The sequence below is a fragment of the uncultured Thioclava sp. genome (assembly GCF_913064665.1).
Classification (GTDB): Bacteria; Pseudomonadota; Alphaproteobacteria; order Rhodobacterales; family Rhodobacteraceae; genus Thioclava; species Thioclava arctica.
The window spans coordinates 17,730-43,571 of the sequence record NZ_CAJYBT010000026.1 but is presented as its reverse complement, the minus strand read 5'-3'; the positions used below and the strand labels follow the sequence as shown (position 1 = coordinate 43,571).

Here is a 25,842-nt window from a genome sequence, read left to right as displayed (position 1 = left end):
ATAGGGCGTGGTTTGGCCGCGCCCGCGCACCTATATCTTGGGCAGGAGAACATATCATGGCATCACCACGACTTCTTGCACTCACGGCCCTTGCGGCGCTGTGCCTTGGCTTTGCGGTCGCTGCGCAAACGGCCCCTCTGCCCGATACGCCCACCACGCCGCAAACGACCGCGCCAGAGACCGCCGCTGATGCGAACGGCTTTGCCCCGGTCGCGGGGGCCGATGCCTCGCTAGAATCGCTGATCTGGCAAAAGCGCCCCGTCGTGGTTTTTGCCGACAGCCCGTTTGACCCCGCCTTCAAGGACCAGATGCGCCTGCTTGAGGCGCGCTGGCCCGAACTGGCGGCGCGCGATGTGGTGGTGATTGCTGATACCACTCCGAACCCGCCCTCAGCAGTGCGCCTGAAACTGCGCCCACGCGGCTTTTCGCTGGTGATCATCGCCAAGGACGGCACCGTGAATTTGCGCAAACCCCGCCCTTGGGACGCGCGCGAGATCATCCGCTCGATCGACAAAATGCCGATCCGGCGCGAGGAAATCCGCAGCGGCGCACAGCAATAGACGGGGCTAGCTGATCGCATTGGCGCCTCCAACGCTGCGCGCCATCAGAATGCGCGCCGCCACAGCGGACAGGACCAAGCGGCCCAACCCCGTCTGTCGCAGCGCGTCACGCATCTTATTCGAACTCCAAGATGATTTCGTCGACCGCAAGGCTGGCGCCCGCCTCGGCCTTGATCGACTTCACCCGGCCCTTGCGTTCGGCGCGCAGGATGTTTTCCATCTTCATCGCCTCGACTGTGGCCAGTGCCTGACCGTCTTGCACCTCGTCGCCCTCGGAGACGTTGATCTTCACCACCAGACCCGGCATCGGGCACAGCAGGAATTTCGACGTGTCGGGCGGCAGTTTAACCGGCATCAACTGCGCCAATTCGGCCTGACGCGGGGTGCGCACATGCACCTTCAAATCTGCCCCGCGCAGCCGAATGCGGAACCCCATCGGAATTTTACCGACCTTGAGCACCAGCGGCGCACCATCGACCGTCAGTTTCGCCAGCGGATCGCCCGGCGTCCAATCGCTTTCGATGCGCATCTCGGTGCCGTCCTCGAACACGACGGTCGAGCCCTGCTTGTCGGCCTGGATCACCAATTTGAAATCCTGATCCTGCAGCGAAACAACCCAGTCCTTGCCGACCTTGCGTTCGTGATTGCCCAGCGTCCCCGATATCTTCGTGCGCCGAATTTCCGCCACCCGTTCCATCGCCGCCGTTGCCGCCGCGACGCGACACAGAATATCGTCGGACAGGGTAACCCCCTCAAATCCCTCGGGATATTCCTCTTCGATAAAGGCGGTGGTGATATTGCCGCTCTCAAACCGCTCATGATCCATCACGGCGGCACAGAACGGCAGATTGTGACCGATGCCCTCAACCTCGAACGTATCGAGCGCCAGACGCATCTCCTCAATCGCCTCGGCGCGCGTCGGTGCCCAAGTGCACAGCTTGGCGATCATCGGGTCGTAAAACATCGAGATTTCGCCGCCCTCATAAACGCCAGTATCGTTGCGCACGATGCCCCCTGCCTGCGTCTTGCCCTCAACAGGCGGACGGTAGCGGGTCAGACGCCCGATCGAGGGCAAAAAGCCACGATAGGGGTCTTCGGCGTAAAGACGGCTTTCAATCGCCCAGCCGTTGATGCCGATATCGCTTTGTTTCATCGGCAGTTTTTCACCGTCAGCAACGCGGATCATCTGCTCGACCAGATCAATGCCGGTGATCAGCTCGGTGACAGGGTGTTCCACCTGAAGACGGGTGTTCATCTCGAGGAAATAGAAATTCCGGTCGCCATCCACGATGAATTCGACCGTGCCAGCGCTGGTGTAATTCACCGCCTTGGCCAGCGCGACCGATTGCTCCCCCATCGCCTTGCGCGTCGCCTCATCAAGGAACGGGCTCGGCGCTTCTTCGATGACCTTCTGGTTGCGCCGCTGGATCGAGCATTCGCGCTCGTTCAGATAAACGCAGTTGCCGTGCTTGTCGGCGAGCACCTGAATCTCGATATGGCGCGGTTGGGTGACGAATTTCTCGATGAAAATCCGGTCATCGCCAAAAGAGTTCGCCGCCTCGTTCTTGGACGACTGAAACCCCTCGCGCGCCTCTTCGTCATTCCACGCGATGCGCATCCCCTTGCCACCGCCGCCCGCACTGGCCTTGAGCATCACCGGATAGCCAACCTCGCGGCTGATTTTCACCGCCTCATCGGCATCCCCGATCAGCCCCATATAGCCGGGCACAGTGGACACACCCGCCTCTTTGGCCAGCTTTTTCGAGGTGATCTTGTCGCCCATCTTCTCAATCGCGCCCGAGGGCGGCCCGATAAAGACCACGCCCTCTTTCTCAAGCGCCTCGGCGAATTTCATGTTCTCCGACAAGAACCCATAGCCCGGATGCACGGCCTCGGCCCCGGTCTGGCGGATCGCGTCCATGATCTTGTCGATCACGATATAGGATTGGTTGGCAGGCGCTGGACCAATATGCACCGCCTCATCGGCCATCTGCACGTGCAGCGCCTGCGCATCGGCATCGGAATAGACGGCGACCGTCTTGATGCCCATTTTCTGCGCCGATTTGATGACCCGGCAAGCGATCTCGCCGCGGTTCGCAATCAGGATTTTCTTGAACATATCCGGTCCTTCCCCTCGGGTGCCCACGCGTTACGCGTGCGGCCCCGCCTGTCGTGATCTTGAGGTGAGCAATAAGAAAAACCGCCACCAAGGCACGCGGCCCCGATGACGGCTTTAACGAAATCCTGCGGGCCCGAAGGCGCGCTCTCGTCTGTGTTAGTAGCTGCGCGAGCACACGCCCGCGTCGTCGCAATAGGTGCCTGCGAGTGCGCCAAGGGCCGCGCCCGCGACGATGTTGTTATCGGTCGCATCGGCAATGACGGCACCGCCTGCGGCGCCTGCCAGCGCGCGCTGACCGTCGGTCTGCATGCAACCTGCAAGCGCAAGGCCTGCGATGAGGATAAGGATAGGGGTCTTGCGCATAGGACACTGCCTCCGTGAGCGGTTATTATTGCACACGAATTTATCGCAAAGTCGTGAAAAGCCAATGCAAATCTTGCGCGTGTTCCGCGATCGGCAAAGCGTCGCCGATTCGCTTCCGCCAAACCCTTTCTGGAAAAAGAAAGCTGCGACCTGACCCAAGGATCAGGCCGCAGAGAAAGGGAAGGGGTAGGGATAGTAAGTCGTGACCCGCAGGGGTTGGGGACTAAGCGAGCCACATCGCTAACCTGACCTGCGCACGCCCCGATTGCAAAGGGGAAATTGCACACCCCCGTAGGTTCGGCGGCTTGCTGCCAACTGCCGGTTCGGGACGGCGAAATCATGCCCAATCCTCGTCGTCATCATCCTCGTCAAAGACAAAACTCGCAGGATTGGCAAACACTTCGGGAAAGGCCGCCTCGGCGCGCTTGACGTCAATACGCAGCAACGCCTCATAGCTTTCGGGATCAAACGGGTCCTCGGCCGCCACCACCTCGCGGCCAAACAGCCAACTGATGCGCCCGGCATCCAGATTGCCCCGCTCAAACGGTTCCTCGCCAAACTGCGCCCAAAGCGCCGCCATGAAACCAGCATCCGCCTTGCGATCATTGCTTGCGCGATCCGCAAAGCGCTCACGCTTGATGATCTTTGTCGCGCCCTTCTTGTTGGCGCGCCGAATCGTGAATTGATAATCGGTCGAAGGCAAACGCCCCGGAAAGCCGCGATGTTTCAGCATGCCACGCCCCCCGATTGCAGGGCGACCGAACCGCGGGCCGCGACCGGGACGGGGCCGAAACCCCGCCCCAGGACGGTCTTACTTGTATTTGCCGGTATAGACCGGTTCTTCGGTGACCGGTGCAGCCATCGGCTCGGGTTTGGGTGCGCAAGCCGCGACAAAGCCAACCAACGACAGTGCAATGAGAAGTTTCGACATGGCGTTCTCCTGTCCAAGGACACGGTCTGACCCCAACGGGCAGCTTCAGCCGCATCCGGTTTCGTGAGGGAAAGAAGATTCTCTTTCCCAAAGGTCAGGTTAGCCCGCAAAGCGTATTCACGAAAGCGCGATTTGCGCGTGATCGCCACGCCCTGCTCTTTCGACCTTAGTAGAACTGCCATTCACATTTTCCTTTATCGACCAAAAACGTGTCGAAATATTGTATCGCGGTGTGATCGACCTCGCCGAACGGCACGATCCGATCCGACAGGCTGACCACCACCTCCGAAGGTTCTGGCGCGGGGCGCGCGATGCGCGGGGCGACCCAAGAATTACACAGGGCCTCGATATCGGCCAAGGCGATCTCTGGGCTTAACGGACTGAGTCCGCCAATCTGGGGCGCGAGAAAGCGAAACCGATAGGTCAACCCTAGCGGCCCCTGCGCCGTGTGGATCACATCGACCCACCAGACCTTTTGCCCCGATGGCACCGCAATCGCCTTGCCATGCGTGCCCTCTGGCCCATCGCCGGGCTCCAGATCATCGGGATGCATCACCACCCCGTAATCGGGCACAGGGCTGACCTCGCGCAGTTCTTGGGCCAAGACCGGACAGCCCAACAGCGCCCCGGCCAACAGACCGGGGACAAGCGCCCTGAAACCGAACTCGATCCGCCCCATCACATCCCCTTACAGTGGAATATTATCGTGTTTCTTCCAAGGGTTGGTCAGCTTCTTCGAGCGCAAGGACGCAAACGCCCGCGCCACGCGCCGCCGGGTCGAACGCGGTTGGATCACCTCGTCGATAAAGCCCTTTTCCGCCGCCACAAAGGGGTTGGCAAAGCGGTGTTCATAATCAGCGGTGCGCTGCGCGATCCTGTCCTTATCACCCAATTCCGAGCGATACAGAATCTCGACCGCGCCCTTGGCCCCCATCACCGCGATCTCTGCGGTGGGCCAAGCGTAGTTGAAATCGCCGCGCAGATGCTTGGACGCCATCACGTCATACGCGCCGCCATAGGCCTTGCGCGTGATCACCGTGACCTTCGGCACCGTCGCCTCGCCATAAGCAAACAACAGCTTCGCGCCATGCTTGATCACGCCGCCATATTCCTGCCCCGTGCCCGGCAAGAAACCCGGCACATCGACCAGCGTCAGGATCGGAATTTCAAATGCATCGCAAAAGCGCACAAAGCGCGCAGCCTTGCGGCTGGAATCGATATCTAGGCAGCCCGCCAGCACCATCGGCTGGTTAGCCACCACCCCGACGGTCTGGCCCTCAAGCCGGATAAAGCCGGTTATGATATTGCCCGCGAAATCCTTTTGAATCTCAAAGAAATCACCCTCATCGGCGATTTTCTGGATCAACTCTTTCATATCGTAAGGCGTGTTCGGGTTGCTCGGGATCAGCGTATCCAGCGAGGCCTCGATGCGATCCACGTCATCAAAGAACGGCCGCACAGGGGCCTTTTCGCGGTTGGAGAGCGGCAGGAAATCGATCAGGCGACGGGTCTCAATCAGCGCTTCGACATCGTTCTCATACGCGCCATCCGCGACCGAGGATTTCTTGGTATGCGTGCTCGCCCCGCCCAGCTCTTCAGCCGTAACCACTTCATTGGTAACGGTTTTCACCACGTCCGGGCCGGTGACGAACATGTAGGAACTGTCCTTCACCATAAAGATGAAATCGGTCATCGCCGGGCTATACACCGCGCCCCCCGCGCATGGCCCCATGATCAGGCTGATCTGAGGGACAACGCCGCTGGCCATGATGTTGCGCTGGAACACATCGGCATATCCGGCAAGCGAGGCCACGCCCTCTTGAATGCGCGCGCCACCCGAATCGTTGATCCCGATCACCGGCGCGCCATTTTGCACCGCCATATCCATGATTTTGCAAATCTTCTCGGCATGGGTCTCGCTCAGCGAGCCGCCAAACACCGTGAAATCCTGCGAGAACACATAGACCATGCGCCCGTTCACCGTGCCCCAGCCGGTGACCACGCCATCGCCATAAGGCTTGCTCTCTTCCATGCCGAAATCGGTGCAGCGATGAGTTTTGAACATGTCGAACTCTTCGAACGAGCCCTCATCCAGCAGCAATTCCACCCGCTCGCGCGCGGTCAGTTTACCCTTGCTGTGCTGCGCTGCGATGCGCTTTTCGCCACCACCGAGCCGCGCTTGTGTGCGCCGATCTTCCAGCTCTTCCAGGATGTCTCTCATGGGGATCCTCCGACTATTTTCAGGCACAGTATACAAGCGCAACGCTCTTACAAAGGGGATTTCAGAAAATTTGCAAAACATTGGCAGGATGCGTTTAGCTAATTGCAACATTGCAAAGGCCCCACCTCGAAACCGCTTACAAACACTGCCACCCCACCTGTGCATAGAATTTGACGTGTGCGATTTGCAAAGCTACAAAATGATTTGCAAAGGGAGGGCGTGATGGCGATTCAGAAACTCTATGCCGGGGTCAAACTGCGCGAAACTCGCACCCGTCTGGGCCTGACACAAAAGGCCTTTGCCGAACGACTCGGCGTGTCGTTGCCCTATCTCAACCAGATGGAAAACAACCACCGCCCCGTTTCGGCGCAGGTGGTGTTGGCGCTGGCCTCGGAATTTGGCCTTGATGTGACCGAACTGTCGGCAGGCGATGCCGAGCGTCTGGTCAGCGACATGCGCGAGGCGTTGGCCGATCCGATCTTCTCTGATGCGACCCCACCATTGGCCGATCTGCGCCTTGCCGCCTCCAACGCCCCTGCCCTTGCGCGCGCTTTCTTGGAAATGCACCGCGCCTATCGCCAGACCCATGAACGCCTCGCGTCGCTGGACGAGGCATTGGGCCGCGACGGCGCGCATATGGTCATGAGCCCCTGGGAAGAGGTGCGCGACTTCTTTCACTATTGCGACAATTACATCGACGCGGTGGATCGCGCTGCCGAACGGTTCTCTTCCACCAATGGCAAACGCATGGACCCCATTCCTCATGCGATTGAGACCCTCGCTAAACGGGGCATAAAAGTGCAGTTTTCCGACATCGGGCCCTTGCGCGCCCTTGATGGCGACCGGCTTGCGATCAACGCCCATGTGGGCAAGCCGACGCAGGCGTTTCAACTGCTCCATCAGGTGGCGCTGCTCACCCAAAACGACCTGCTTGAGGCCACACTGGACCTCGCGCGCTTTCAATCTGACACCGCGCGCGCCATCGCAAAAATCGGCTTGGCGAATTATTTCGCGGGCGCGGCGCTGCTGCCCTATCGCCCCTTCCTGAGCGCGGCCCAAGACACCCGCCACGACCTTGAACGCCTCAGCGACATCTTCTCGGCCTCAATCGAGCAGATCGCCCATCGCCTCTCCACCCTGCAGCGCCCCGGAGCCAAGGGCATCCCGTTCTTCTTCGTGCGCGTCGATCAGGCCGGAACGATCACCAAACGCCATTCCGCCACCCGGCTGCAATTCGCCCGGTTCGGCGGTGCCTGCCCGCTGTGGAATGTCCACCAAGCCTTTGAAACGCCAACACGTTTTCTGCGCCAACTGGCTGAGACGCCCGACGGGATGCGCTATCTCTGTCTTGCGCGAGACGTCTCCAAACCCGGCGGCAGCTTCACCGCCCCGGTGCGGCGCTACGCGATTTGTCTGGGCTGTGAGGTCAGCCATGCGCAGGGGCTGATCTACGCTGACGATATGGAGTTGGGCAATCCCAAGGCCTACGAACCGATCGGAATTTCCTGCCGCATCTGCGAGCGCAAAAACTGCCATCAGCGCTCGGTCCCGCCGCTGGAACGCCAGCTGCTGGTCGATCCCGACCATCGCGGCCTTTTGCCCTATGATATCGCCTAAAAAAACGCCCCGAGGTCTCCCCCAAGGCGCATTTCAATCTGGTATCAAACGTCGCGATCAGACCGCAGCGGCGCTCAGCATCCGCGCGATTTCGTCTTTCACCGCTGCGCGTTTCTTGCGCAATTCGGTCTCAACCAACGAATCGACCGGATCGACATTGGTCTCGGCGCGATGCACCTGAACATTAATCGTATCATATTCCTCAAGCAGCTTTGCAAAATGCGCGTTTGAAATTTTCAAAGCGTGCAGCTGCTCTAGCTGTTGGGGGAATTCTTCTTGCAGCGTGTGCGGCGTATTGGACATATTGTCTCCCTTTCCATCAAGTTAGAGTGATTCTACCGCAGCGATTAGCCTGTGACCTTGATGCGCATCAAGTCAGCCCCCCGCGCGCCGCCATCCCGCGGCTTTTGCCTGCGCCTCCGAGCAAAACCAACGTTCGCCCTTGCGCGTGTTGATCCGGGTCGCTTCGTAAGACCGCATCCCCGGCACGTGATAGAGATGCCCGCGCCCCGAAATATTGCCCTTGATCGCACAGCCCGATTGCGGTGGGGGCGTCCCTGCCCGCGTTTGCGCCCGCACCAAATCGGGCCGCTCGGCGTTGCCTTGCCAAACCCCGCGCCCTGCCGATTTCGCCTCGGCCTCTTGGCGCACATAGGCCATGGAATACTTGCGATAGGCGAATGCCGCCCCGCGCGCCACCATCGCTGCGTTCAGATCGCGCCCACCGGCACGGCACACCGCAATCAGGCGACCATAGCGATCCTCTTCATCGCCCGAACACCGCACCTCTTGCGCCGCCAAGGCCCGCAGCGCAGCGGTCGCCGCCGCCCCGCAAGACCACGCCCCGCCCGAGGCGCGCTGGCAGGTCTGCTTCGATTCCGGCGCATCAATGCCAAACAGGCGCACACGCGTGTTCTCAACCACCAAAGTGTCGCCATCCACGACCCGAGGCACCCCCGAAACGGTGGCCGCCATCGCGGGCGAGAGCATCGTTAACAAAAGAAAACAAATCCTGAACATCCGCAAGATATGGTAGGAGCGCCGAGCAAGATCAACCTATTTCGTGGTGAGAGGTTAATTCGCCCCTCAGCGCTGCGCCACTTGCCAGTTGCTCGCACCCTCCGGCACCAGATTTTCGCGCGCCAGCGGATCGCGCCCCAGCAGATGATCGGCGATCTTCTCACCCACCATGATCGATGGCGCGTTCAGATTGCCATTGGTGATGCGCGGAAAGACCGAGCTATCGGCCACCCGCAGCCCCTCCACCCCGATCACGCGCCCCTCGGGGTCCACCACCGCGCCCGGATCATCCGCCGCGCCCATCCGCGCCGTGCCGCAGGGATGATAGGCGCTTTCGGCATGCTCACGGATGAACGCGTCAATCTGATCATCGCTTTGCACCGCATCGCCCGGCTGGATCTCATGCTTCACATGCGCCGCCATCGCGGGCTGCTCAAAAATCTCACGCGTCAGCCGGATGCATTTGCGAAACTCTGCCCAATCGTCGGGATGGCTCATGTAGTTGAACCGAATTTCGGGTGCCACCGCCGGATCACTACTCGCTAGTCGCACCGAGCCGCGCGATTTCGACCGCATCGGGCCGGTATGCACCTGAAACCCATGACCCTCGGCGGCGGCTTTGCCATCATAGCGCACCGCAATCGGAAGGAAGTGATACTGGATATCGGGGTAGTCGATCCCGGCATCAGATCGAATAAACCCGCAGGCCTCAAACTGGTTCGACGCCCCCAGCCCCGTGCCGCTCATCAGCCATTGCGCGCCCACCCAAGCCTTACCAAAAAGGTTCCAATACCGATACAGCGTGATCGGCTTGAGCGCGGCAAATTGCATATATATTTCAAGGTGATCTTGCAGGTTCGCGCCCACACCTGCACGATCCGCCAAGACTTCAATCCCGTGTTCGCGCAGATGATCCGCCGGGCCAATCCCCGAAAGCATCAACAGCTTGGGCGTATTGATCGAACTGGCCGCCAGCACCACCTCGCGCCCCGCAGCGATCACCTCGATGCGCCCCTTGCGCTCCACCTCAACGCCCACCGCGCGCTTGCCCTCAAAGACCACCCGCCGCGCCAAGGCCCGCACGATCCGCAACCGCCCAGTCTTGAGCGCCGGGCGCAAATAAGCATTGGCCGCCGACCAGCGCCGCCCCTTGTAAATCGTGGCCTCCATCGGCCCAAAGCCCTCTTGGCGCGCGCCGTTGTAATCCTCACTCACCGGGTAACCCGCCTGCTGGCCCGCCGCGATAAACGCATCAAATAGCGGGTTGCTGCGCGGCCCACGCGTCACATGCAACGGCCCTGACGCCCCGCGCCATTCGGACGCGCCGCCATGCCAATGCTCCATCCGCTTGAAATAGGGCAGCACATCGGCAAAGCCCCAGCCCTGCGCACCCATCGATTCCCAATGATCGAAATCGCGCGCATGGCCGCGCACATAAACCATCCCGTTGACGCTCGACGATCCGCCCAACACCTTGCCGCGCGGCGTGGCCAAGCGCCGCCCGCCCAACCCCGGCTCTGGCTGACTGGCAAACCCCCAATCGTAAATCGCCATATTCATCGGATAAGACAACGCACCGGGCATCTGAATGAACGGCCCGGCATCGGACCCACCATGCTCGATCACCAAGACGTCACGCCCCGCCTCAACCAGCCGATAGGCCAAGGCCGAGCCCCCCGACCCCGCGCCCACGATCACGAATTCCGCAGATTGCGCCATCATCTTCCTCTTGACGAAAATATCCTCGGGGGGTCTGGGGGGCAGACAGCCCCCCAGCCTCGCCAAGATTGCCTCAATACGGGCTTTCGACCGGCCCCATGCCGACATAGACCGACTTCACTTGCGTATAATGCTCGATTGCCGCGCGCGAATTTTCACGCCCAAAGCCCGAGCCTTTCACCGCGCCAAAGGGCATTTCCACCGGCGTCAGGTTATAGGCGTTGATCCAGCAAGTGCCCGCCTGCAACTGGCCAATCACCCGATGCCCGCGCGCCAGATCCCCGGTGAACACCCCCGCCGCGAGCCCGAATTGCGTGTCATTGGCCCGCGCGATCACCTCATCTTCGGTGTCGAAATCCAGCACCGACATGACGGGACCGAAAATCTCTTCGCGCGCGATGGTCATGGTGTCGGTCACATCGGCAAACACCGTGGGCTGCACGAAAAGCGGCCCCTCATTGCCCTGCGCACCACCACAGATCAGCCGCGCGCCCTCGGCTTTCGCGCTCTCGATATAGGACAGCACCTTGTCGCGCTGTGCCGCCGAAATCAGCGGCCCGAACTGCGTGGCCTCGTCTTGCGGATCGCCTGCCAGGATGCGCCCCGTGCGCTCGGCCAGACGCGTCAGAAACGCGTCCTTGATGCCCTTTTGCACAAACACCCGCGTGCCGTTGGAACAGATCTGCCCCGAGGAGTAGAAATTCGCCAGCATCGCCGCGCCAACGGCGCTGTCCAGATCGGCATCCTCGAACACGATCAGCGGAGATTTCCCGCCCAGTTCCATCGTGACATGTTTCATCCCCGCCGCCGCCGCTGTGTAAACCTTGGCTCCCGTGGGCACCGATCCGGTCAGCGACACCTTGGCGATACGCGGATCAGTGGCCAGCGCCGCGCCCACCGCGCCAAAGCCCTGAATCACATTGAACAGCCCCGCAGGCATCCCGGCCTCGATGAAAATCGCGGCCAGTTGCAGCGCGCCAAGCGGCGTCATTTCCGAGGGTTTGAACACCATCGCATTGCCGGTCGACAACGCAGGCGCGGCCTTCCAGCAGGCAATTTGACTGGGGTAATTCCACGCCCCGATCCCCGCACAAACGCCTAAAGGTTCGCGCAGAGTATAGGCAAAATCGCCCCCAAGCGGCATCACCTCACCCGTCAGAGTCGGCGCAAGCCCCGCGAAATATTCCAGCGCATCCGCCCCCGAGGGCCAATCCGCCTCGCGCGTTTCCTGAATGGGCTTACCGGTATCAAGCGTCTCAAGCTGCGCCAATTCCTCGGCCCGCTCGCGGATGATCGCCACGGCACGGGTCAACACGCGCGCACGCTCCACCGGCTTGCGCGCCGCCCAATCCTTTTGCGCGCCAACCGCGCCCGAAATCGCGGCCTCGATCACCGCAGGCGTGGCCGCATGTAGCCGCGCGATCACCTCGCCCGTGCCGGGATAAGTGACCTCGATCACCTCGCCTGCAGCATCTTCCATCCAGTCGCCATTGACGAAATGGCTCGCTTTCGGTTGCGCCTTCATTGCACGCCCTCCAATTCTTTCTCCAGATGCGCCAGCACCATGTTGCATGCGCGCTGCCGGTCCAACGCGCCCCCCGCCAACGCGGCACGAATATAGACCCCGTCGATCAGTGCGCCCAAACCCTCGGCCACCGCCTCCGCGCGCCCACCCACGATGGGCCGCAACCCACACAGCAGGTTCGAGCGCAGCCGCGATTGATAGACCCGCAGCAAGCGCCGCGCAGGCTCACTCGACTGCGCCAAAACGTAGAAATTCAGCCAGGCCGAAATCGCCTCGCCACGAAACGACCCGGCGGCGAACGACCCGATCACCACCGCGCGCACCCGGTCGCGCGGGCGGCGCGCCGTGGCCAAAGCGCCGCGCACCTCGGCCCCGTATAGCGTCAGGATCGAGCGCATCGCGGCGAGAAATATCTGCTCTTTCGACCCGAAATAATGATGCGCCAGCGCCGACGACATCCCCGCGCGGCGCGCAATCTGCGCCACCGTCACGTCCAGCGACCCCGCATCGCCCACAGTCTCAATCGTGGCTTTCACCAGCGCCGCGCGCCGTATAGGCTCTGCTCCAAGCTTGGGCATCATGTCTCTCGTTTCTGACGGTTACCTGATCGTTCCGGGCTAGAATATGTTTATTGACTCGTCAATCAACAACCGCAAACTTGCGGTTTGACGCTGTGACAGGGAGAAAAAATATGACTGTCCGTTCCACCCTAATCGCGCTTGGTGCCGCGCTGACGCTGGGCTTTGCCGCCAGTGCGCCGGTGCAGGCCGCCGATTGCTCTAGCGTGACCTTCTCGGATGTCGGCTGGACCGATATCACCTCGACCACCGCCGCCGCGACCACGGTTCTCAACGCTTTGGGCTATGAAACCGATGTCAAAGTGCTGTCGGTTCCCGTCACCTACGAGGCATTGTCGAAGGGCGATGTCGATGTGTTTCTGGGCAACTGGATGCCGTCGATGGCGGCCAATGTCGATCCCTACACCAAGGATGGCACGGTCGAGACGCTGGGCGTAAACCTGACGGGCGCGAAATACACGCTGGCCACCAATCCCGCCGGCGCCAAGCTCGGGATCAAGGATTTCGCCGATATCGCCAAGCACAAGGACGCGCTGGACGGCAATATCTACGGCATCGAGCCGGGCAATGACGGCAATACGCTGATCCTTGGCATGATTGACAAGAACGAATTCGATCTGGGCGGCTTCAAGCTTAAGGAAAGCTCGGAACAAGGTATGCTGGCGCAGGTCGCTCGGGCCGATAAGGCGGGCAAACCGATCATCTTCCTCGCGTGGGAACCCCATCCGATGAACGCCAATTTCGACATCACCTACCTGTCGGGCGGTGATGACGTGTTCGGCCCGAACTATGGCGGTGCCGAGGTGATGACCAACGTGCGCAAGGGCTTTGTGCAAGACTGCCCCAATGTCGGCAAGCTCGTGTCCAATCTGCAATTCACCCTGCCGATGGAAAACGAGATCATGGGCAAGATTTTGGACAATGGTGAAGCGCCCGAAAAAGCCGCCAAGGACTGGCTCGCGGCCCATCCCGAGGTCTGGCAGAACTGGCTTGAGGGCGTGACGACCAAAGACGGCGGCGATGCCCGCGCGGCGGTCGAACAGGCGCTTGGCAAGTGAGCCGAGGCGAACAAAACAAGGGCGCGCGCGGCGCAATCTGCGCGCGCCTTGTCTTGGGCGCGGCGCTGGCCCTGCTTGCTGTGCCCGCCCAAGCCGGCGAACCGCAGGCCCCCTGCCCGACCCGCGCCGATCTGCACGCCGAGGGCATCATCCTGTCGCGCACCACACCCCGCATGAGCGAGGCGTTTCGCTATGAAAACGGCCAGCTCATCGGCTATCGCGCCGACGACCCCGACCTTGGCCGCCCGCCGCAACGCGAAATCTTCGCCCATCCGCTGGCCATCGCCACGCGGCAATCCGCCGGGCACGAATTCACCCTGCGCTACACCGAGGACCCCGCCGCGCTAAGCACGCTGTCGCAAAAAGGCAGATGGTCCAGCCCGGTCGCGCTGATCGTGGATGGCAAGCCAGAACGGCAAGGCACGATCATCTATACCTATCGCGGCCCCGGCTCGGTGCAGATTGGCACCTGTAGCTACCCCGTCTGGCAAGTGCTCGAGCGCGTCGATTTGGGCGATCTGCACTCGTCCTTCCTCAAGGAATTCGCTCCCGATCCCGGCATCGTCCTACGCTCGACCAAACTGGACCCGAAAACCAGCAAAGCCCTGTCGCAGGTCGCGTTTGACGCCATCACCGTGCGCAAGAAAAAATCAACCGACAAAGGACAGGAATGACCTGGCTAACCGACACCAAGATTCCCGTGGGCCAAACCGCCAAGGCGGTGATCGACTGGCTACAAACCCATGCCAGCCCGTTTTTCGACGCGCTCTCGACGCTGATGCAAGGGCTGATCGACGCGATCTTATGGGTGTTTGGAACGCCCCCGCCGCTGGTGGTGATCGCGGTGTTCATGGCGCTGGCGTGGTGGTTGCAACGCAGCTGGATTCTGACCCTGCTGGTGGGGCTGGGTTTCGCGTTCATCGTTAATCAGGGCTATTGGGTGGAAACCACCGAAAGCCTCACACTGGTGCTGTCGGCCTGCGTCGTGTGCATGGGGGTGGGCGTGCCCATCGGCATTGCCACCGCGCATCGCCCGCGCCTCTATGCGGTGCTGCAACCAGTGCTCGACCTGATGCAAACCCTGCCCGGTTTCGTCTACCTGATCCCCGCCATCGTGTTCTTTGGCATCGGTATGGTGCCCGGCCTGATCGCCACGGTGATCTTCGTGCTGCCCGCGCCGATCCGCCTGACGCATCTGGGCGTGTCCTCGACCCCCGACACCTTGATCGAGGCCGCCCAAGCCTTTGGCGCCACCAAACGCCAGCTGCTCTGGAAGGTCGAGCTGCCCTATGCCAGCCCACAAATCATGGCCGGACTAAACCAGACGATCATGCTATCGCTCTCAATGGTGGTGATCGCGGCGCTGGTGGGCGCGGATGGGCTGGGCGTGCCGGTGGTGCGCGCGCTCAACACCGTTAACACCGCGCTTGGCTTTGAATCGGGATTCGTGATCGTGGTGCTTGCCATCATTCTGGATCGCATGCTGCGCCGGGAGGCCAAGAAATGAGCGATCTGACCGATCCCAGCAAAACCGCGGGCCTTGCGGTGCGTTTCGACAATGTCTCGATCGTCTTTGGCGATGATCCACAAGCCGCTTTGCCGCTGATGGATGAGGGCCTGTCGCGCCCTGATATTCAGGACCGCACCGGCCAGATTCTGGGCGTGCATGATTGCTCGCTCGATGTGGCCGAGGGCGAGATCCTCGTGCTCATGGGCCTCTCGGGCTCGGGCAAATCCACGCTGCTGCGCGCGGTGAACGGGCTTAACCCGGTGGCGCGCGGCTCTGTGCTGGTCTGTGACGGCAACGCTATGGTCAATGTCACCCAAGCCAATGCCGCCACCCTGCGCCGGATTCGATTGCACCGGGTCGCCATGGTGTTTCAGCAATTTGGCCTGCTGCCATGGCGCAGCGTGCGCGAAAATGTGGGCCTTGGCCTTGAACTTGGCGGCATGTCGAAATCCGAGCGTCGCGAGCGCGTCGAAACCCAACTCGCACTGGTAGGCCTGTCACAATGGGCGGATCGGCAAGTCGCGGAACTTTCAGGCGGCATGCAACAGCGCGTGGGACTGGCGCGCGCCTTCGCGACCGAGGCCCCGATCCTGCTGATGGACGAGCCGTTTTCCGCACTCGACCCGCTCATCCGCGCCCGCCTGCAAGACGAATTGCTGGACCTGCAAGCCTCGCTCAAACGCACAATCATCTTCGTCAGCCACGACCTCGACGAAGCGTTCAAGATCGGCAACCGGATCGCGCTGATGGAAGGCGGACGGATCGTGCAATGTGGCACCGCGCGCGACATCATCGCCCACCCGGCGAATGACTATGTCGCCGATTTCGTGGCCCATATGAACCCGCTGGGCGTACTGCGCGCCGCCGATCTGGCGCAGGCCGCTGATGACGCAACACGCGCAACCGTCTCGGGCGCGCGCGTCGCGCTGGATACGCCGGTAAAAGAGGTGATGGAACGGCTGCGCGATGAGCCAGTCGTCGCGCTCAGCGATGGCCGCCTGATCACCCGCGAGGGCGTCATCGGGGCGCTGATCGACCCCAAGGGCAGCGCGTGAGGGCTGGGTCGGAATGAGTATTTCTGGCTAGATGAAATCCAGATTTTTGCCTTTTCATCTAGCGAAAAATACTCCCGCCGGAGGCATCCGAGAGGGCAGCCCGCGCGCGCCTAAAGTTTGGTCGCAGGCGCTGGCGGGGTGATCGGGCGCTTTTTGATCTGGGATTCCCGCCACGTCATATAGCTGACCGCCACGATGATAATCGCCCCACCCAAAATGACGTAAGGGTCTGGGACTTCGCCGAAAATGCTCCACCCCGCCAGCGCGGCCCAGACCAGTTGCAGGAAGATCACCGGCTGTGTCACGCTCACCGGGGCGGCGGCGAAGGCCCGCGTCATCGTGTAATGGCCCGCGGTCGCGAACAGCGCCACTGCGCCCAGCCAAAGCGTGGCCGATAGCGAGATTGGCTGCCACTCCCATAGCGCCAGCGGTGCAAGCGCCAGCGTCACCACCAGCGTCATCATCGCCACCACCGTGCTGGCGGGCACGAAATCGGTCAGCCGCTTGGCCGACAGATAGGCCGCGCCAAAGAAGAGCGCCGCGCCGAGCTGGGCGATATGACCGGGCTCAATCGCGCGCACTCCGGGGCGCAGGATGATCAGCGCTCCGATCAACGCCACGCCAATGGCGCTGAGACGCCGCCACGCCAGCCCCTCGCCCAGCAGCAATGCGCCGCCCACCGTCACCACGATCGGGTTGAGGTAATTGATCGCGGTGACATCGGCGATCGGGATATGGGTCATGGCATAAAACCACAGCACCACCGCCACCGCGTGCAGCACTCCGCGCAGACCAAACAGCACCCAGACCTCGCGCGCGAAGCTGCGCCGCAAAATCCGGTTCAGCGCGGGGGCGAAAAAGATCAGCCCCCAGGCAAAGCGCACAAAGGCCGATTGCGCCACGGGCACCGAACTGCCCAGCCAATGCACGATGATATTCACGATGACGAAACACAGTGTGGTCGCCAGCATCCACAGGATGCCGATCATCGGGCGGTTGGCTTTTGGGTTCGCGATCATGCGCCTGTTGGACTCTGAAACGCGCACATCCGCAAGGGCCAGATTTGTATCCGTTACAGCCCGCCCATCGCGAGCCGCCACGCGATTGAGCCCATCACCAGCGCGATCAGCAGATCAAACACACGCCATGCGGCGGGTTTGGCAAACAGGGGCGCCAGCAGTCTTGCGCCATAAGCCAACGAAAAGAAAAACAAAAATGAGGCGGTGATCGCGCCCGTCGCGAACGCAACCAGATGGCCCGCAAATTGCGCCGACACCGCACCCAGCAGCACCACCGTATCCAGCCAGACATGCGGATTGGCCCAGGTGAATGCCGCCACCGTCACCAGCACCGCACGCAAGCTGGGCGCCTTGCCCTGCCCGGCCTCAAGATGTTCGCCACCCCGGATTGCCGCGATTAGCGCACGCAGCGCATACCATGTCAGGAAGGCCACGCCGCCCCAGCGCAGAATCTCGGGCAGCCAAGGAAGCGCGGTGCTGGCGGCAGCAAATCCCGACACGCCCAGCGCGATCAGCAGCGCATCCGAGAGCGCGCAGAATAACGCGACCGCAAAGACATGTTCGCGCCGCAGCCCTTGGCGCAGCACGAAGGCGTTTTGCGCACCGATCGCCACGATCAGCCCCAGCCCCAATTTCAGCCCCGCCCAAAATGCCATTGCCCGCCCCTTTTCATTGCGACTTCCTTCTGAGGCGGCGCTCGGATAAGTTCCAGTTAATTTACTTTAGCTGAAATAAGTTTTGCTCATGTTTGACTATGCAACGCTCGAGGCGCTGGCCGCCGTGGTGGAAACCGGCTCGTTTGAGGGGGCGGCAGCGCGCCTTGGCGTGACACCGCCCGCGATCTCGCAGCGCATCAAGGCGCTGGAAGAACGCATGGGCGCGGTGTTGGTGATCCGCAGCCAGCCCTGTCGCGCGACCGAGGACGGGGCGCGACTGATCTCCCATCTGCGCGAGGTCGCGCTGCTCGAGGCGCAGCTTGCGCCCGACGCGGTTGCGCCGGTGCTGCGCATCGCGGTGAATGCGGACAGCCTTGCGACTTGGGTGATCGCGGCGCTGGCGCAGGTTGAGGATGTGATGTTCGATCTGGTGATCGACGATCAGGACCACGCCCATCACTGGCTGCGCCGGGGCGAAGTGGTGGGCGCGATCACCGCCGATCCGGGGCCGATTGCGGGCTGTGACTCGGTGGCGCTGGGGCGGCTGCGCTATATCGCGACAGCCTCGCCTGCGTTTATCGCGCGCCATTTCCCGGACGGGGTGAATTGCGCGGCCCTGCGCGCCGCCCCGGCGCTGCAATTCAACGCCAAGGATCGCTTGCAAGAGCATTGGGCGGCGATGATCTGCGGGAGGCCTGTCAGCCTGCGCGCGCATCGCATCGCCTCGAGCGAGGGGTTTGTGGACGCGGCCCTGAGCGGGCTGGGTTGGGGGATGAACCCCGAGCCGCTGGTGCGCGACGCATTGGCGCGCGGCACGCTGGTGGCGCTGGGGCCTGCGCCGCTGGACGTGCCCCTGCATTGGCAAAGCCAGCGCAGGCTGAAAGGCCCGCTGGCCCCACTGAGCAAGGCAGTACGAAAAGCCGCCAAAGGCGTGCTTTTATAGCCTATTCGCGCCAATCCCCATTGCCCTTGATCCGCGCCCGCCCTATTGCTGCATTTTATGAAGCTGTTATTTTTAGGCGATGTGATGGGGCGCGCGGGGCGTGCTGCGATCACCGAAAAACTCCCGAAGCTGCGCGCGGATTGGCGGCTTGATTTTGTCGTGGTCAATGGCGAGAACGCCTCGGGCGGGATGGGTCTGACGGGCGAGCATGCCAAGCTGCTGCTTGATGCGGGGGCCGATGTGGTTACGCTGGGCGATCATGCCTTTGATCAAAAGGACATGCTGCGGTTCATCGATGGCGAGCCGCGCATCATCCGCCCGCTGAACTATGCCAAGGACGCGCCTGGGCGCGGCGCGCGGGTGTTTTCCGACACGCGCGGGCGCAAGGTGTTGGTGGCGCAGGTGTTGGGCAATGTGTTCATGAAACGCGCCTTTGACGACCCGTTCTCCACCATTGAGGCCGAGCTGAAACGCTATCCGCTGGGGGGCGCGGTGCAGGCCTGTCTGGTGGATATGCATTGCGAGGCGACAAGCGAGAAAATGGCGATGGGCCATTGGTGCAACGGGCGCGCAAGTATCGTGGTGGGCACCCATACCCATGTGCCTACGAGCGATGCGCAGATTTTGGATAAGGGCACCGCCTATCTCAGCGATGCGGGGATGTGTGGCGATTATGATTCCGTCATCGGCATGTCCAAGGCCGAGCCGATGCGCCGTTTCGTGACCGGCATGGCCAAAGAGCGCTTTAGCCCTGCGCGCGGCGAGGCGACCCTGTGCGGCTTTTACGTCGAGACCGATGACCGCACCGGACGTGCGACGCGCGCAGAACCTGTGCGCATTGGCGGCAAACTGGCGCAGGCGGCCCCGCTGCTATCGTGACACACCCGGCTTGGGTGCGTCAAAATCTGGCATTTCGGCAAAAACTGGCGAAACCGGGCAGGCAGGCGCAGGGCGCGCTTGCGGCTGGGCTGCGCGCCGCTAGTATCGCTTCGATGCGTCTGCATGAGACAATTTTATGATTAACCTGCCAATTTCCCAAACCAGCACCGCTGTCATCGCCTTGCTGATCGTGGTTTGGATGTTTGCGATGTTCCTGCGCGAGCGCTGGCCCCCCGAGGTCACTGCGATTGCGGGGGCTGCCTTGATGGTGATCTTCAATCTTGCGCCCTATGAAAACTCGGTGGCGGTGCTGGCCAACCCTGCCCCCTGGACCATCGCGTTCATGTTTCTCATCATGGGGGCGTTGGTGCGCACGGGTGCGCTGGATGCAATGACGCGCTATGCCGAGGCGCGCATCGACGAGCGTCCGAAAATGACCGTCGCGCTGATGTTTCTCGTCACCATGCTGGCGAGCGGGGTGATGAACAACACGCCCGTGGTCGCGGTGATGATTCCGGTGTTCATTCAGATCGCGCGCAAGCTGCGCATCTCGCCCTCGCGGTTCCTGATGCCGCTGAGCTATTTCACGGTGATGGGCGGAATGATTACGCTGATCGGCACCTCGACCAACATTCTCGTCGATGGTGTGGTGCGCGCACGCGGGCTGGAGCCGTTTTCGATTTTTGAGATCGCGCCCTTGGGCTTGGCGGTCTGTGCGGTCGGCTCGGTCTTTATGGCACTGTTTGCGCGCCGCCTGATCCCCGAGCGCCAGTCGCTGTCTTACCTGCTGGGCGATCGCCCGAAGATGAAATATTTCACCGAGGTCGCGATCCCCGAAGAAAGCAGCCTGATCGGGCAGAACGTGATGGAGGCGGACAGTTTTTCGCGCGACGGCGTGCGGGTGATCGACGTGCTGCGCGGCGATGCATCTTTGCGCCGGGATCTCTCGACGGTGAATCTGGCGGCGGGCGACCGGGTGGTGCTGCGCTCTGAGATGGAAGAACTGCTGGGGATGCAGAAGAACCGCGATCTGCGCATGGTGGACAAGCTGTCTTCAGTGCAGACCGAGACGGTTGAGGTGCTGATCTCGCCGGGCTGTCGGATGATCGGGCAGCAGCTGGGCGATATGCGGCTGCGCAGGCGCTATGGCGTTTATGTGCTGGCCGCGCATCGGCGCAATCAGAATATCGGGCGGCAGTTGGATGATCTGGTCGTGGTGGTCGGTGATACGCTGCTGCTGGAAGGCGCAGGCGAGGATATTGCGCGTCTGGCCGCCGATATGGATCTGGTCGATGTGTCCAAGCCCACCGCGCGGGCCTATCGGCGCAGCCATCTGCCGATTGCGGCGGGCGCGCTGGCGGCGGTGGTGATCCTGTCTGCTATTGGTGTGGCGCCGATCCTTGCGCTGGCGATGGTAGCGGTGGCAGGCATTCTGGTGTCGCGCTGCATCGACACGGATGAGGCGTTTTCCTTTGTCGAAGGCCGCTTGCTGGCGCTGATCTTTGCGATGCTGGTCGTCGGTGTCGGGCTGGAGCATTCGGGCGCGGTCAAGCTGATCGTGGACGGGGTTGCGCCGTGGCTGAAGACCTTGCACCCGCAAATGGCGCTGATCGTGGTGTATTTCCTTGGCCTTGTGATGACCGAATTGCTGTCCAACAACGCCGTGGCGGTGATCTATACGCCGATTGCGATGTCGCTGGCGCTGGCGCTGGGGCTCGATCCGCGCCCGTTTGCGGTGGCGGTGATGTTTTCCGCCTCGGTCGCCTTTGCCACGCCGATCGGCTATCAGACCCATATGATGGTTTACGGCCCCGGCGGCTACAAGTTCACCGATTTCCTGCGTCTTGGGATTCCGATGGATATCGTGACCGGGCTGACGGCGTGTTTCCTGATCCCGTTGATCTGGCCCCTATGAGGAGGGTTGCGATGCGTGTTTTGATGATTTTGCCACTGGCAATCGGATTGGCGGGCTGTGCCGAGATGTCGCGCGCGCCCGCTTGGCCCGATCACGTGACACTGCATGGCACGCAAATGCGCGTGTCCTTCAGTGATGGAACGGTGTGCCGTGCCCAGATTGCGGATGCGCCCAGCGGCGATTTGCAGGGCTGCCGCTGGCCGATGCACTATGACGTCAGCGGCTATCGTCCCAGCTATCTGGCTGGCGTGCCCGGGATTGGCCAATGGTTCCAGTCCTATGCCAAGATCGAGCTGAGCGCGCCTTCGGGGCAAAGCTGGCGCTTTGAAACGCCCGATCCGGCACCGACAAACGCGCGGGGCGACGGCTAGCTAAGCCGGCCCTGAACCGCCGGGGCCTTGCCCCTGCGCCCCGATCCGCTTTATATCGGGCCAAATTCTCGAATTTCTGACGGAGACTCCCATGGCAGGCCATTCCAAATGGGCCAATATCCAGCACCGTAAGGGCAAGCAGGATGCGGCACGTTCCAAGATGTTTTCCAAGCTGGCGAAGGAAATCACCGTCGCCGCCAAGATGGGCGACCCCGACCCCGAGAAAAACCCGCGCCTGCGTCTGGCGGTGAAAGCGGCGAAATCGCAGTCGATGCCCAAGGACGTGATCGACCGCGCGATCAAGAAATCGCAAGCAGGCGAAGGCGATGAATATACCCAGATCCGCTATGAGGGCTATGGCCCCAACGGCATCGCGATCATCGTCGAGGCGCTGACGGATAACCTCAATCGCACCGCGTCCAACGTGCGCTCGACCTTCACGAAATGCGGCGGCAATCTGGGCACGACGGGCTCGGTGAGCTTCATGTTCGATCATGTTGGTGAGATCACCTATTCCGCTGAGGCGGGCGATGCGGACACCGTGATGATGGCCGCGATCGAAGCCGGGGCCGAGGATGTCGAAAGCGACGATGAGGGCCACTGGATTTACTGCCCGATGGAGAACCTGTCGGAAGTGTCGGACGCGCTGGAATCCGAGCTGGGCGAGGCTACCGAGGCCAAGCTGATCTGGAAGCCGCAAAACCGCACCGAGGTTGATCTTGAGACCGCGCAAAAACTGATGCGTTTGATCGACACGCTGGAAGATGACGATGATGTGCAATCCGTCACCGCCAATTTCGACGTCCCCGAGGACGTGGCCGCGCAGCTGTAAGCGCTGGGTTCAGAGACGAAAAAGGCGCCCCTCGGGGCGTCTTTTGCATGTCTGCGCCACGTGTTTGCGCGCATTGTCTTTGCGCGGGCGCGCGACTAGCCTTTCAGCGTCGCGGCCGGGGGCGCGGCCCGGGGCGCGGATCGGATGGGCTTGGTTCGGGGCGCGGCCCCTCTTCGCCTGACGCTCCATTCCCCCCGGGATATTTGAACAAAAGCGAAGGGGGCCGCATGGGCGAGGTCTTGATCACGGGCGCAGAGGTCATCGTCACGATGGACGGGGCGCGGCGCGAATTGGCGGGCGCGGATCTGGTGCTGCGCGACGGGGTGATCGCGGCCATCGGGGCGGATTTGCACAGTTCGGGCGAAATCGTTCATGCGCAGGGCTGTGTGGTGACGCCGGGCTTGGTGAACACCCATCATCATCTGTATCAGACGCTGACGCGCGCGGTGCCGGGCGGGCAGGATGCGTTGTTGTTTGGCTGGCTCAAGACGCTGTATCCGATCTGGGAGCGGATGGGGCCCGAAGAGATCCGGGTTTCGGCGCAGGTGGGTTTGGCGGAACTGGCGCTGAGCGGCTGCACGCTGAGTTCCGATCATCTCTATATGTATCCCGGTGGCGCGCGGCTGGAGGATACGATTCACGCGGCGGCGGAATTGGGGCTGCGCTTTCACCCGACGCGCGGTGCGATGAGCATCGGGCAAAGTGCTGGGGGCTTGCCGCCCGACAGTCTGGTCGAGGACGAGAGCGCTATTCTGGACGATTGCATCCGCGTAATCGACGCGTTTCACGATGCCGGTGAGGGTTCGATGTGTCGGGTCGGTGTGGCGCCGTGTTCGCCGTTTTCGGTCTCGCGCGGGTTGATGCGCGATGCGGCCCTGTTGGCGCGCGACAAGGGGGTGATGATGCACACTCATCTGGCGGAGAATGACGAGGATGTGGCCTATTCGTTGGCGCAGTTTGGCTGTCGTCCGGGTGATTATGCGCGCGATCTGGGCTGGGTCGGTGAGGACGTTTGGCACGCCCATTGCGTCAAGCTGGACGGGGCCGAAATCGACCTGTTTGCGACCACGAAAACCGGCGTGTCGCATTGCCCCTGTTCCAACTGTCGGTTGGGATCGGGGATCGCGCCGGTGCGTGCGATGCGCGATGCGGGGGTGCGGGTGGCGCTGGGGGTGGATGGCTCGGCGTCTAATGATGCCGGATCGCTGATTGGCGAGGCACGTCAGGCGATGCTGTTGCAGCGCGTGCAGAACGGCGCCGATGCGATGGCGGCGCGCGAGGCGCTGGAGATTGCGACGCTGGGCGGTGCGCAGGTCTTGGGGCGGCCCGATTGTGGTGTGATCGCGCCGGGCAAACGCGCCGATATCGCGATTTGGGATGTGTCGGGGCTGGAGGCGGCAGGCGCGTGGGACCCGGTCGCGGCACTGGTGCTATGTGGTCCCAGCAAGGTGCGCGATCTGTTCGTCGAGGGTCGCCAGATCGTGCGCGATGGCCAGATCACCACGCTTGATATGCCCCGTGTGATCGCGCACCAAAACCGGCTGGCGCGCGCCTTGATGGCTTAGGCGCGCTTTTTGCCACCGATCCAGACGCCCGCAATCGCGCGGTCATCGCCCATCATGATCGTTGGGAACAGCGCCTCCCAGAAATCATTGGCGCGGGTGGCGCGTTGTGCGATCACCGGGGTTGAGGCAAGGTCGACGGCGATGAAATCGGCCTCCATCCCCGGTGCCAGCGCGCCGACCTTATCGCCGATGCGCAAGGCCCGCGCCGAGCCTTGAGTGGCCAGCCACCAAAGCTGCGCAGGATGGAGCGGTTGATGCGTGAGTTGGCCGACCTCATAGGCGGCGGCCATCGTGCGCAGCATCGAAAAGTTCGACCCGCCCCCGGTATCGGTGGCCAGCCCGATGCGCTGCCCCTCGGCCATCCGCGCGGGCCAGTCAAACAGCCCCGAGCCGATAAAACTGTTCGAGGTCGGGCAATGAATCAGCGCCGCGCCGACCTCGGCGATGCGGGCAGATTCGCGCGGGGTCAGGTGGATCGCGTGGCCATAAAGCGCGTTTTCCCCCAGAAGCCCGTGGGATTCATAGGTATCGAGATAGTCGCGCGCCTCGGGATAAAGCGATTTCACCCAAGCGATCTCATCGACCTGCTCGGACAGATGGGTTTGCATCAGGCAGTCGGGATGTTCGGCCCAAAGCGCCCCCAGCGCGCTGAGTTGTTCAGGCGAGGAGGTGGGCGAAAAGCGCGGCGTGATGACATAGCTCAGCCGATCCACGCCATGCCAACGCGCCAGCAGCGCGGCACTTTGATCATAGGCGGTTTGGGCGGTGTCACGCAGCCCCTCGGGGGCGTTGCGATCCATGCAGGTCTTGCCCGCCAGCATCCGCATGCCGCGCGCCTGAGCCGCCTGAAAGATCGCATCCACGCTTTGTGGGTGAATCGTGCAATAGGAACAGGCGGTCGTGGTGCCATTAGAGAGTGCGAGATCCAGATAACGCCCAGCGACATCAGCGGCATAGGCTGGGTCGCCAAAGCGCATCTCTTCGGGGAAGGTGTAGCTGTTGAGCCAGTCGATCAGCCGCTTGCCCCAGCTCGCGATGATCGCGGTTTGGGGATAGTGGACATGGGCGTCGATGAAGCCGGGCGAGAGCAGATGATCGCCGTGATCCACCAGCGTCGCACCGGGATGGGCGGCGCGCAGATCCGCGGCTTCGCCCATGCCGACGATCATGCCATTGGCGATCAAAAGCGCGCCGTGACGGATCGGGAGAACCGCCTCTGGCCCCTCGACCAGCGGATCGCCGCGATACGCCATCAACTGGCCCAGATGTAGCTCTGCCATTGTGCACCCCGTTTGTGTTGGCCCATGCTAGAAGCCCCGCGCGCCAAGGTAAATCTCTGCCGTGAGGGCACGGTTTTTTCATCCCCGCCCCCTGTGCATCTTACAG

The 25,842-nt window shown here is 62.1% G+C and carries 25 protein-coding genes; 12 read left to right on the top strand and 13 right to left on the bottom strand.

The window, feature by feature from the left end; genetic code table 11:
* The first annotated feature begins 56 nt into the window (after positions 1–56).
* Positions 57–560: a DUF4174 domain-containing protein gene (locus QZ571_RS11995; RefSeq protein WP_295535010.1), complete on the top strand. Its 504-nt coding sequence runs from the start codon at positions 57–59 to the stop codon at positions 558–560.
* 115 nt (positions 561–675) lie between these two features.
* Here QZ571_RS11995 and QZ571_RS11990 read toward each other — a convergent pair whose 3' ends face one another.
* From QZ571_RS11990 to QZ571_RS11970, 5 genes are all read right to left on the bottom strand, one after another.
* Positions 676–2,679 carry an acetyl/propionyl/methylcrotonyl-CoA carboxylase subunit alpha gene (locus QZ571_RS11990; RefSeq protein WP_295535007.1) on the bottom strand — a complete coding sequence of 668 codons (2,004 nt, stop codon included), beginning with the start codon at positions 2,677–2,679 and terminating at the stop codon, positions 676–678.
* 156 nt (positions 2,680–2,835) lie between these two features.
* On the bottom strand, positions 2,836–3,042 hold the full coding sequence (locus QZ571_RS11985) for a hypothetical protein (protein ID WP_295535005.1): 207 nt from the start codon (positions 3,040–3,042) through the stop codon (positions 2,836–2,838).
* Between the two features lie 337 nt (positions 3,043–3,379).
* Entirely contained in the window at positions 3,380–3,775 is a 396-nt protein-coding gene (locus QZ571_RS11980; RefSeq protein WP_295535002.1) for a hypothetical protein, read from the bottom strand.
* 364 nt (positions 3,776–4,139) lie between these two features.
* Positions 4,140–4,652: a DUF6497 family protein gene (locus QZ571_RS11975; protein WP_295534999.1), complete on the bottom strand. Its 513-nt coding sequence runs from the start codon at positions 4,650–4,652 to the stop codon at positions 4,140–4,142.
* A gap of 9 nt (positions 4,653–4,661) precedes the next feature.
* Entirely contained in the window at positions 4,662–6,194 is a 1,533-nt protein-coding gene (locus QZ571_RS11970; RefSeq protein WP_295534997.1) for an acyl-CoA carboxylase subunit beta, read from the bottom strand.
* Positions 6,195–6,416: 222 nt separating this feature from the next.
* On the opposite strand from QZ571_RS11970, the gene QZ571_RS11965 reads away from it, so the two are divergent.
* Positions 6,417–7,811: a short-chain fatty acyl-CoA regulator family protein gene (locus QZ571_RS11965; RefSeq protein ID WP_295534994.1), complete on the top strand. Its 1,395-nt coding sequence runs from the start codon at positions 6,417–6,419 to the stop codon at positions 7,809–7,811.
* A 57-nt stretch (positions 7,812–7,868) separates the two neighbouring features.
* On the opposite strand, the gene QZ571_RS11960 is transcribed toward QZ571_RS11965, so the two are convergent.
* From QZ571_RS11960 to betI, 5 genes are all read right to left on the bottom strand, one after another.
* Entirely contained in the window at positions 7,869–8,114 is a 246-nt protein-coding gene (locus QZ571_RS11960; protein WP_295534991.1) for a YdcH family protein, read from the bottom strand.
* A 72-nt stretch (positions 8,115–8,186) separates the two neighbouring features.
* Positions 8,187–8,801 carry a thermonuclease family protein gene (locus tag QZ571_RS11955; protein ID WP_295535036.1) on the bottom strand — a complete coding sequence of 205 codons (615 nt, stop codon included), beginning with the start codon at positions 8,799–8,801 and terminating at the stop codon, positions 8,187–8,189.
* Positions 8,802–8,897: 96 nt separating this feature from the next.
* Positions 8,898–10,550: a choline dehydrogenase gene (gene betA, locus QZ571_RS11950; RefSeq protein WP_295534989.1), complete on the bottom strand. Its 1,653-nt coding sequence runs from the start codon at positions 10,548–10,550 to the stop codon at positions 8,898–8,900.
* A gap of 73 nt (positions 10,551–10,623) precedes the next feature.
* Positions 10,624–12,075: a betaine-aldehyde dehydrogenase gene (gene betB, locus QZ571_RS11945; protein WP_295534986.1), complete on the bottom strand. Its 1,452-nt coding sequence runs from the start codon at positions 12,073–12,075 to the stop codon at positions 10,624–10,626.
* Positions 12,072–12,653, bottom strand: coding sequence for a transcriptional regulator BetI (betI, locus tag QZ571_RS11940; RefSeq protein ID WP_295534983.1), 582 nt, complete (start codon positions 12,651–12,653; stop codon positions 12,072–12,074). The genes betB and betI overlap by 4 nt, the downstream gene beginning before the upstream one ends.
* Positions 12,654–12,766: 113 nt before the next feature.
* On the opposite strand from betI, the gene choX reads away from it, so the two are divergent.
* Genes choX through choV form a run of 4 tightly spaced genes read left to right on the top strand, consistent with a single transcriptional unit; the run spans position 12,767 to position 16,276 of the window.
* Positions 12,767–13,711 (top strand): choline ABC transporter substrate-binding protein, encoded by a 945-nt coding sequence (choX, locus tag QZ571_RS11935; protein WP_295534980.1) that lies wholly within the window; start codon positions 12,767–12,769, stop codon positions 13,709–13,711.
* Positions 13,708–14,385 (top strand): hypothetical protein, encoded by a 678-nt coding sequence (locus tag QZ571_RS11930; protein WP_295534977.1) that lies wholly within the window; start codon positions 13,708–13,710, stop codon positions 14,383–14,385. The genes choX and QZ571_RS11930 overlap by 4 nt, the downstream gene beginning before the upstream one ends.
* Positions 14,382–15,218: a choline ABC transporter permease subunit gene (choW, locus tag QZ571_RS11925; RefSeq protein WP_295534974.1), complete on the top strand. Its 837-nt coding sequence runs from the start codon at positions 14,382–14,384 to the stop codon at positions 15,216–15,218. Before QZ571_RS11930 ends, choW begins: the two co-directional genes overlap by 4 nt.
* Entirely contained in the window at positions 15,215–16,276 is a 1,062-nt protein-coding gene (gene choV / locus QZ571_RS11920) for a choline ABC transporter ATP-binding protein (protein ID WP_295534971.1), read from the top strand. Before choW ends, choV begins: the two co-directional genes overlap by 4 nt.
* A 110-nt stretch (positions 16,277–16,386) precedes the next feature.
* Here choV and QZ571_RS11915 read toward each other — a convergent pair whose 3' ends face one another.
* Both QZ571_RS11915 and QZ571_RS11910 read right to left on the bottom strand, forming a co-directional pair.
* Positions 16,387–17,295, bottom strand: coding sequence for a DMT family transporter (locus QZ571_RS11915; protein WP_295534968.1), 909 nt, complete (start codon positions 17,293–17,295; stop codon positions 16,387–16,389).
* 53 nt (positions 17,296–17,348) lie between these two features.
* A complete protein-coding gene (locus QZ571_RS11910; RefSeq protein WP_295534965.1) occupies positions 17,349–17,951 on the bottom strand; it encodes a LysE/ArgO family amino acid transporter in 603 nt (200 codons plus the stop codon).
* An 88-nt stretch (positions 17,952–18,039) separates the two neighbouring features.
* On the opposite strand from QZ571_RS11910, the gene QZ571_RS11905 reads away from it, so the two are divergent.
* The 6 genes from QZ571_RS11905 to QZ571_RS11880 all read left to right on the top strand — a co-directional run bounded on the left by QZ571_RS11905 (position 18,040) and on the right by QZ571_RS11880 (position 24,456).
* Positions 18,040–18,894: a LysR family transcriptional regulator ArgP gene (locus QZ571_RS11905; protein WP_295534962.1), complete on the top strand. Its 855-nt coding sequence runs from the start codon at positions 18,040–18,042 to the stop codon at positions 18,892–18,894.
* A gap of 57 nt (positions 18,895–18,951) precedes the next feature.
* Positions 18,952–19,773 carry a TIGR00282 family metallophosphoesterase gene (locus tag QZ571_RS11900; protein WP_295534960.1) on the top strand — a complete coding sequence of 274 codons (822 nt, stop codon included), beginning with the start codon at positions 18,952–18,954 and terminating at the stop codon, positions 19,771–19,773.
* Between the two features lie 136 nt (positions 19,774–19,909).
* The gene (locus QZ571_RS11895) at positions 19,910–21,688 is read left to right on the top strand and encodes an SLC13 family permease (protein ID WP_295534958.1); all 1,779 of its coding nucleotides are present in this window, start codon (positions 19,910–19,912) and stop codon (positions 21,686–21,688) included.
* Between the two features lie 11 nt (positions 21,689–21,699).
* Positions 21,700–22,059 (top strand): hypothetical protein, encoded by a 360-nt coding sequence (locus tag QZ571_RS11890; protein ID WP_295534955.1) that lies wholly within the window; start codon positions 21,700–21,702, stop codon positions 22,057–22,059.
* Between the two features lie 91 nt (positions 22,060–22,150).
* Positions 22,151–22,891 (top strand): YebC/PmpR family DNA-binding transcriptional regulator, encoded by a 741-nt coding sequence (locus QZ571_RS11885; RefSeq protein ID WP_295534952.1) that lies wholly within the window; start codon positions 22,151–22,153, stop codon positions 22,889–22,891.
* A 227-nt stretch (positions 22,892–23,118) separates the two neighbouring features.
* The gene (locus tag QZ571_RS11880) at positions 23,119–24,456 is read left to right on the top strand and encodes an 8-oxoguanine deaminase (protein ID WP_295534950.1); all 1,338 of its coding nucleotides are present in this window, start codon (positions 23,119–23,121) and stop codon (positions 24,454–24,456) included.
* On the opposite strand, the gene guaD is transcribed toward QZ571_RS11880, so the two are convergent.
* Complete coding sequence (gene guaD / locus QZ571_RS11875) at positions 24,453–25,736, bottom strand: guanine deaminase (RefSeq protein WP_295534948.1); 1,284 nt, start codon at positions 25,734–25,736, stop codon at positions 24,453–24,455. The genes QZ571_RS11880 and guaD overlap by 4 nt on opposite strands.
* Positions 25,737–25,842 lie beyond the last annotated feature (106 nt).

Bases quoted from the DNA above. Each gene is read 5' to 3' on its own strand.
- QZ571_RS11995 (WP_295535010.1), top strand. From the start codon at position 57: ATGGCATCACCACGACTTCTTGCACTCACGGCCCTTGCGGCGCTGTGC.
- QZ571_RS11990 (WP_295535007.1), bottom strand. From the start codon at position 2,679: ATGTTCAAGAAAATCCTGATTGCGAACCGCGGCGAGATCGCTTGCCGG.
- QZ571_RS11985 (WP_295535005.1), bottom strand. From the start codon at position 3,042: ATGCGCAAGACCCCTATCCTTATCCTCATCGCAGGCCTTGCGCTTGCA.
- QZ571_RS11980 (WP_295535002.1), bottom strand. From the start codon at position 3,775: ATGCTGAAACATCGCGGCTTTCCGGGGCGTTTGCCTTCGACCGATTAT.
- QZ571_RS11975 (WP_295534999.1), bottom strand. From the start codon at position 4,652: ATGGGGCGGATCGAGTTCGGTTTCAGGGCGCTTGTCCCCGGTCTGTTG.
- QZ571_RS11970 (WP_295534997.1), bottom strand. From the start codon at position 6,194: ATGAGAGACATCCTGGAAGAGCTGGAAGATCGGCGCACACAAGCGCGG.
- QZ571_RS11965 (WP_295534994.1), top strand. From the start codon at position 6,417: ATGGCGATTCAGAAACTCTATGCCGGGGTCAAACTGCGCGAAACTCGC.
- QZ571_RS11960 (WP_295534991.1), bottom strand. From the start codon at position 8,114: ATGTCCAATACGCCGCACACGCTGCAAGAAGAATTCCCCCAACAGCTA.
- QZ571_RS11955 (WP_295535036.1), bottom strand. From the start codon at position 8,801: ATGCTCTCGCCCGCGATGGCGGCCACCGTTTCGGGGGTGCCTCGGGTC.
- betA (WP_295534989.1), bottom strand. From the start codon at position 10,550: ATGGCGCAATCTGCGGAATTCGTGATCGTGGGCGCGGGGTCGGGGGGC.
- betB (WP_295534986.1), bottom strand. From the start codon at position 12,075: ATGAAGGCGCAACCGAAAGCGAGCCATTTCGTCAATGGCGACTGGATG.
- betI (WP_295534983.1), bottom strand. From the start codon at position 12,653: ATGCCCAAGCTTGGAGCAGAGCCTATACGGCGCGCGGCGCTGGTGAAA.
- choX (WP_295534980.1), top strand. From the start codon at position 12,767: ATGACTGTCCGTTCCACCCTAATCGCGCTTGGTGCCGCGCTGACGCTG.
- choW (WP_295534974.1), top strand. From the start codon at position 14,382: ATGACCTGGCTAACCGACACCAAGATTCCCGTGGGCCAAACCGCCAAG.
- choV (WP_295534971.1), top strand. From the start codon at position 15,215: ATGAGCGATCTGACCGATCCCAGCAAAACCGCGGGCCTTGCGGTGCGT.
- QZ571_RS11915 (WP_295534968.1), bottom strand. From the start codon at position 17,295: ATGATCGCGAACCCAAAAGCCAACCGCCCGATGATCGGCATCCTGTGG.
- QZ571_RS11910 (WP_295534965.1), bottom strand. From the start codon at position 17,951: ATGGCATTTTGGGCGGGGCTGAAATTGGGGCTGGGGCTGATCGTGGCG.
- QZ571_RS11905 (WP_295534962.1), top strand. From the start codon at position 18,040: ATGTTTGACTATGCAACGCTCGAGGCGCTGGCCGCCGTGGTGGAAACC.
- QZ571_RS11900 (WP_295534960.1), top strand. From the start codon at position 18,952: ATGAAGCTGTTATTTTTAGGCGATGTGATGGGGCGCGCGGGGCGTGCT.
- QZ571_RS11895 (WP_295534958.1), top strand. From the start codon at position 19,910: ATGATTAACCTGCCAATTTCCCAAACCAGCACCGCTGTCATCGCCTTG.
- QZ571_RS11890 (WP_295534955.1), top strand. From the start codon at position 21,700: ATGCGTGTTTTGATGATTTTGCCACTGGCAATCGGATTGGCGGGCTGT.
- QZ571_RS11885 (WP_295534952.1), top strand. From the start codon at position 22,151: ATGGCAGGCCATTCCAAATGGGCCAATATCCAGCACCGTAAGGGCAAG.
- QZ571_RS11880 (WP_295534950.1), top strand. From the start codon at position 23,119: ATGGGCGAGGTCTTGATCACGGGCGCAGAGGTCATCGTCACGATGGAC.
- guaD (WP_295534948.1), bottom strand. From the start codon at position 25,736: ATGGCAGAGCTACATCTGGGCCAGTTGATGGCGTATCGCGGCGATCCG.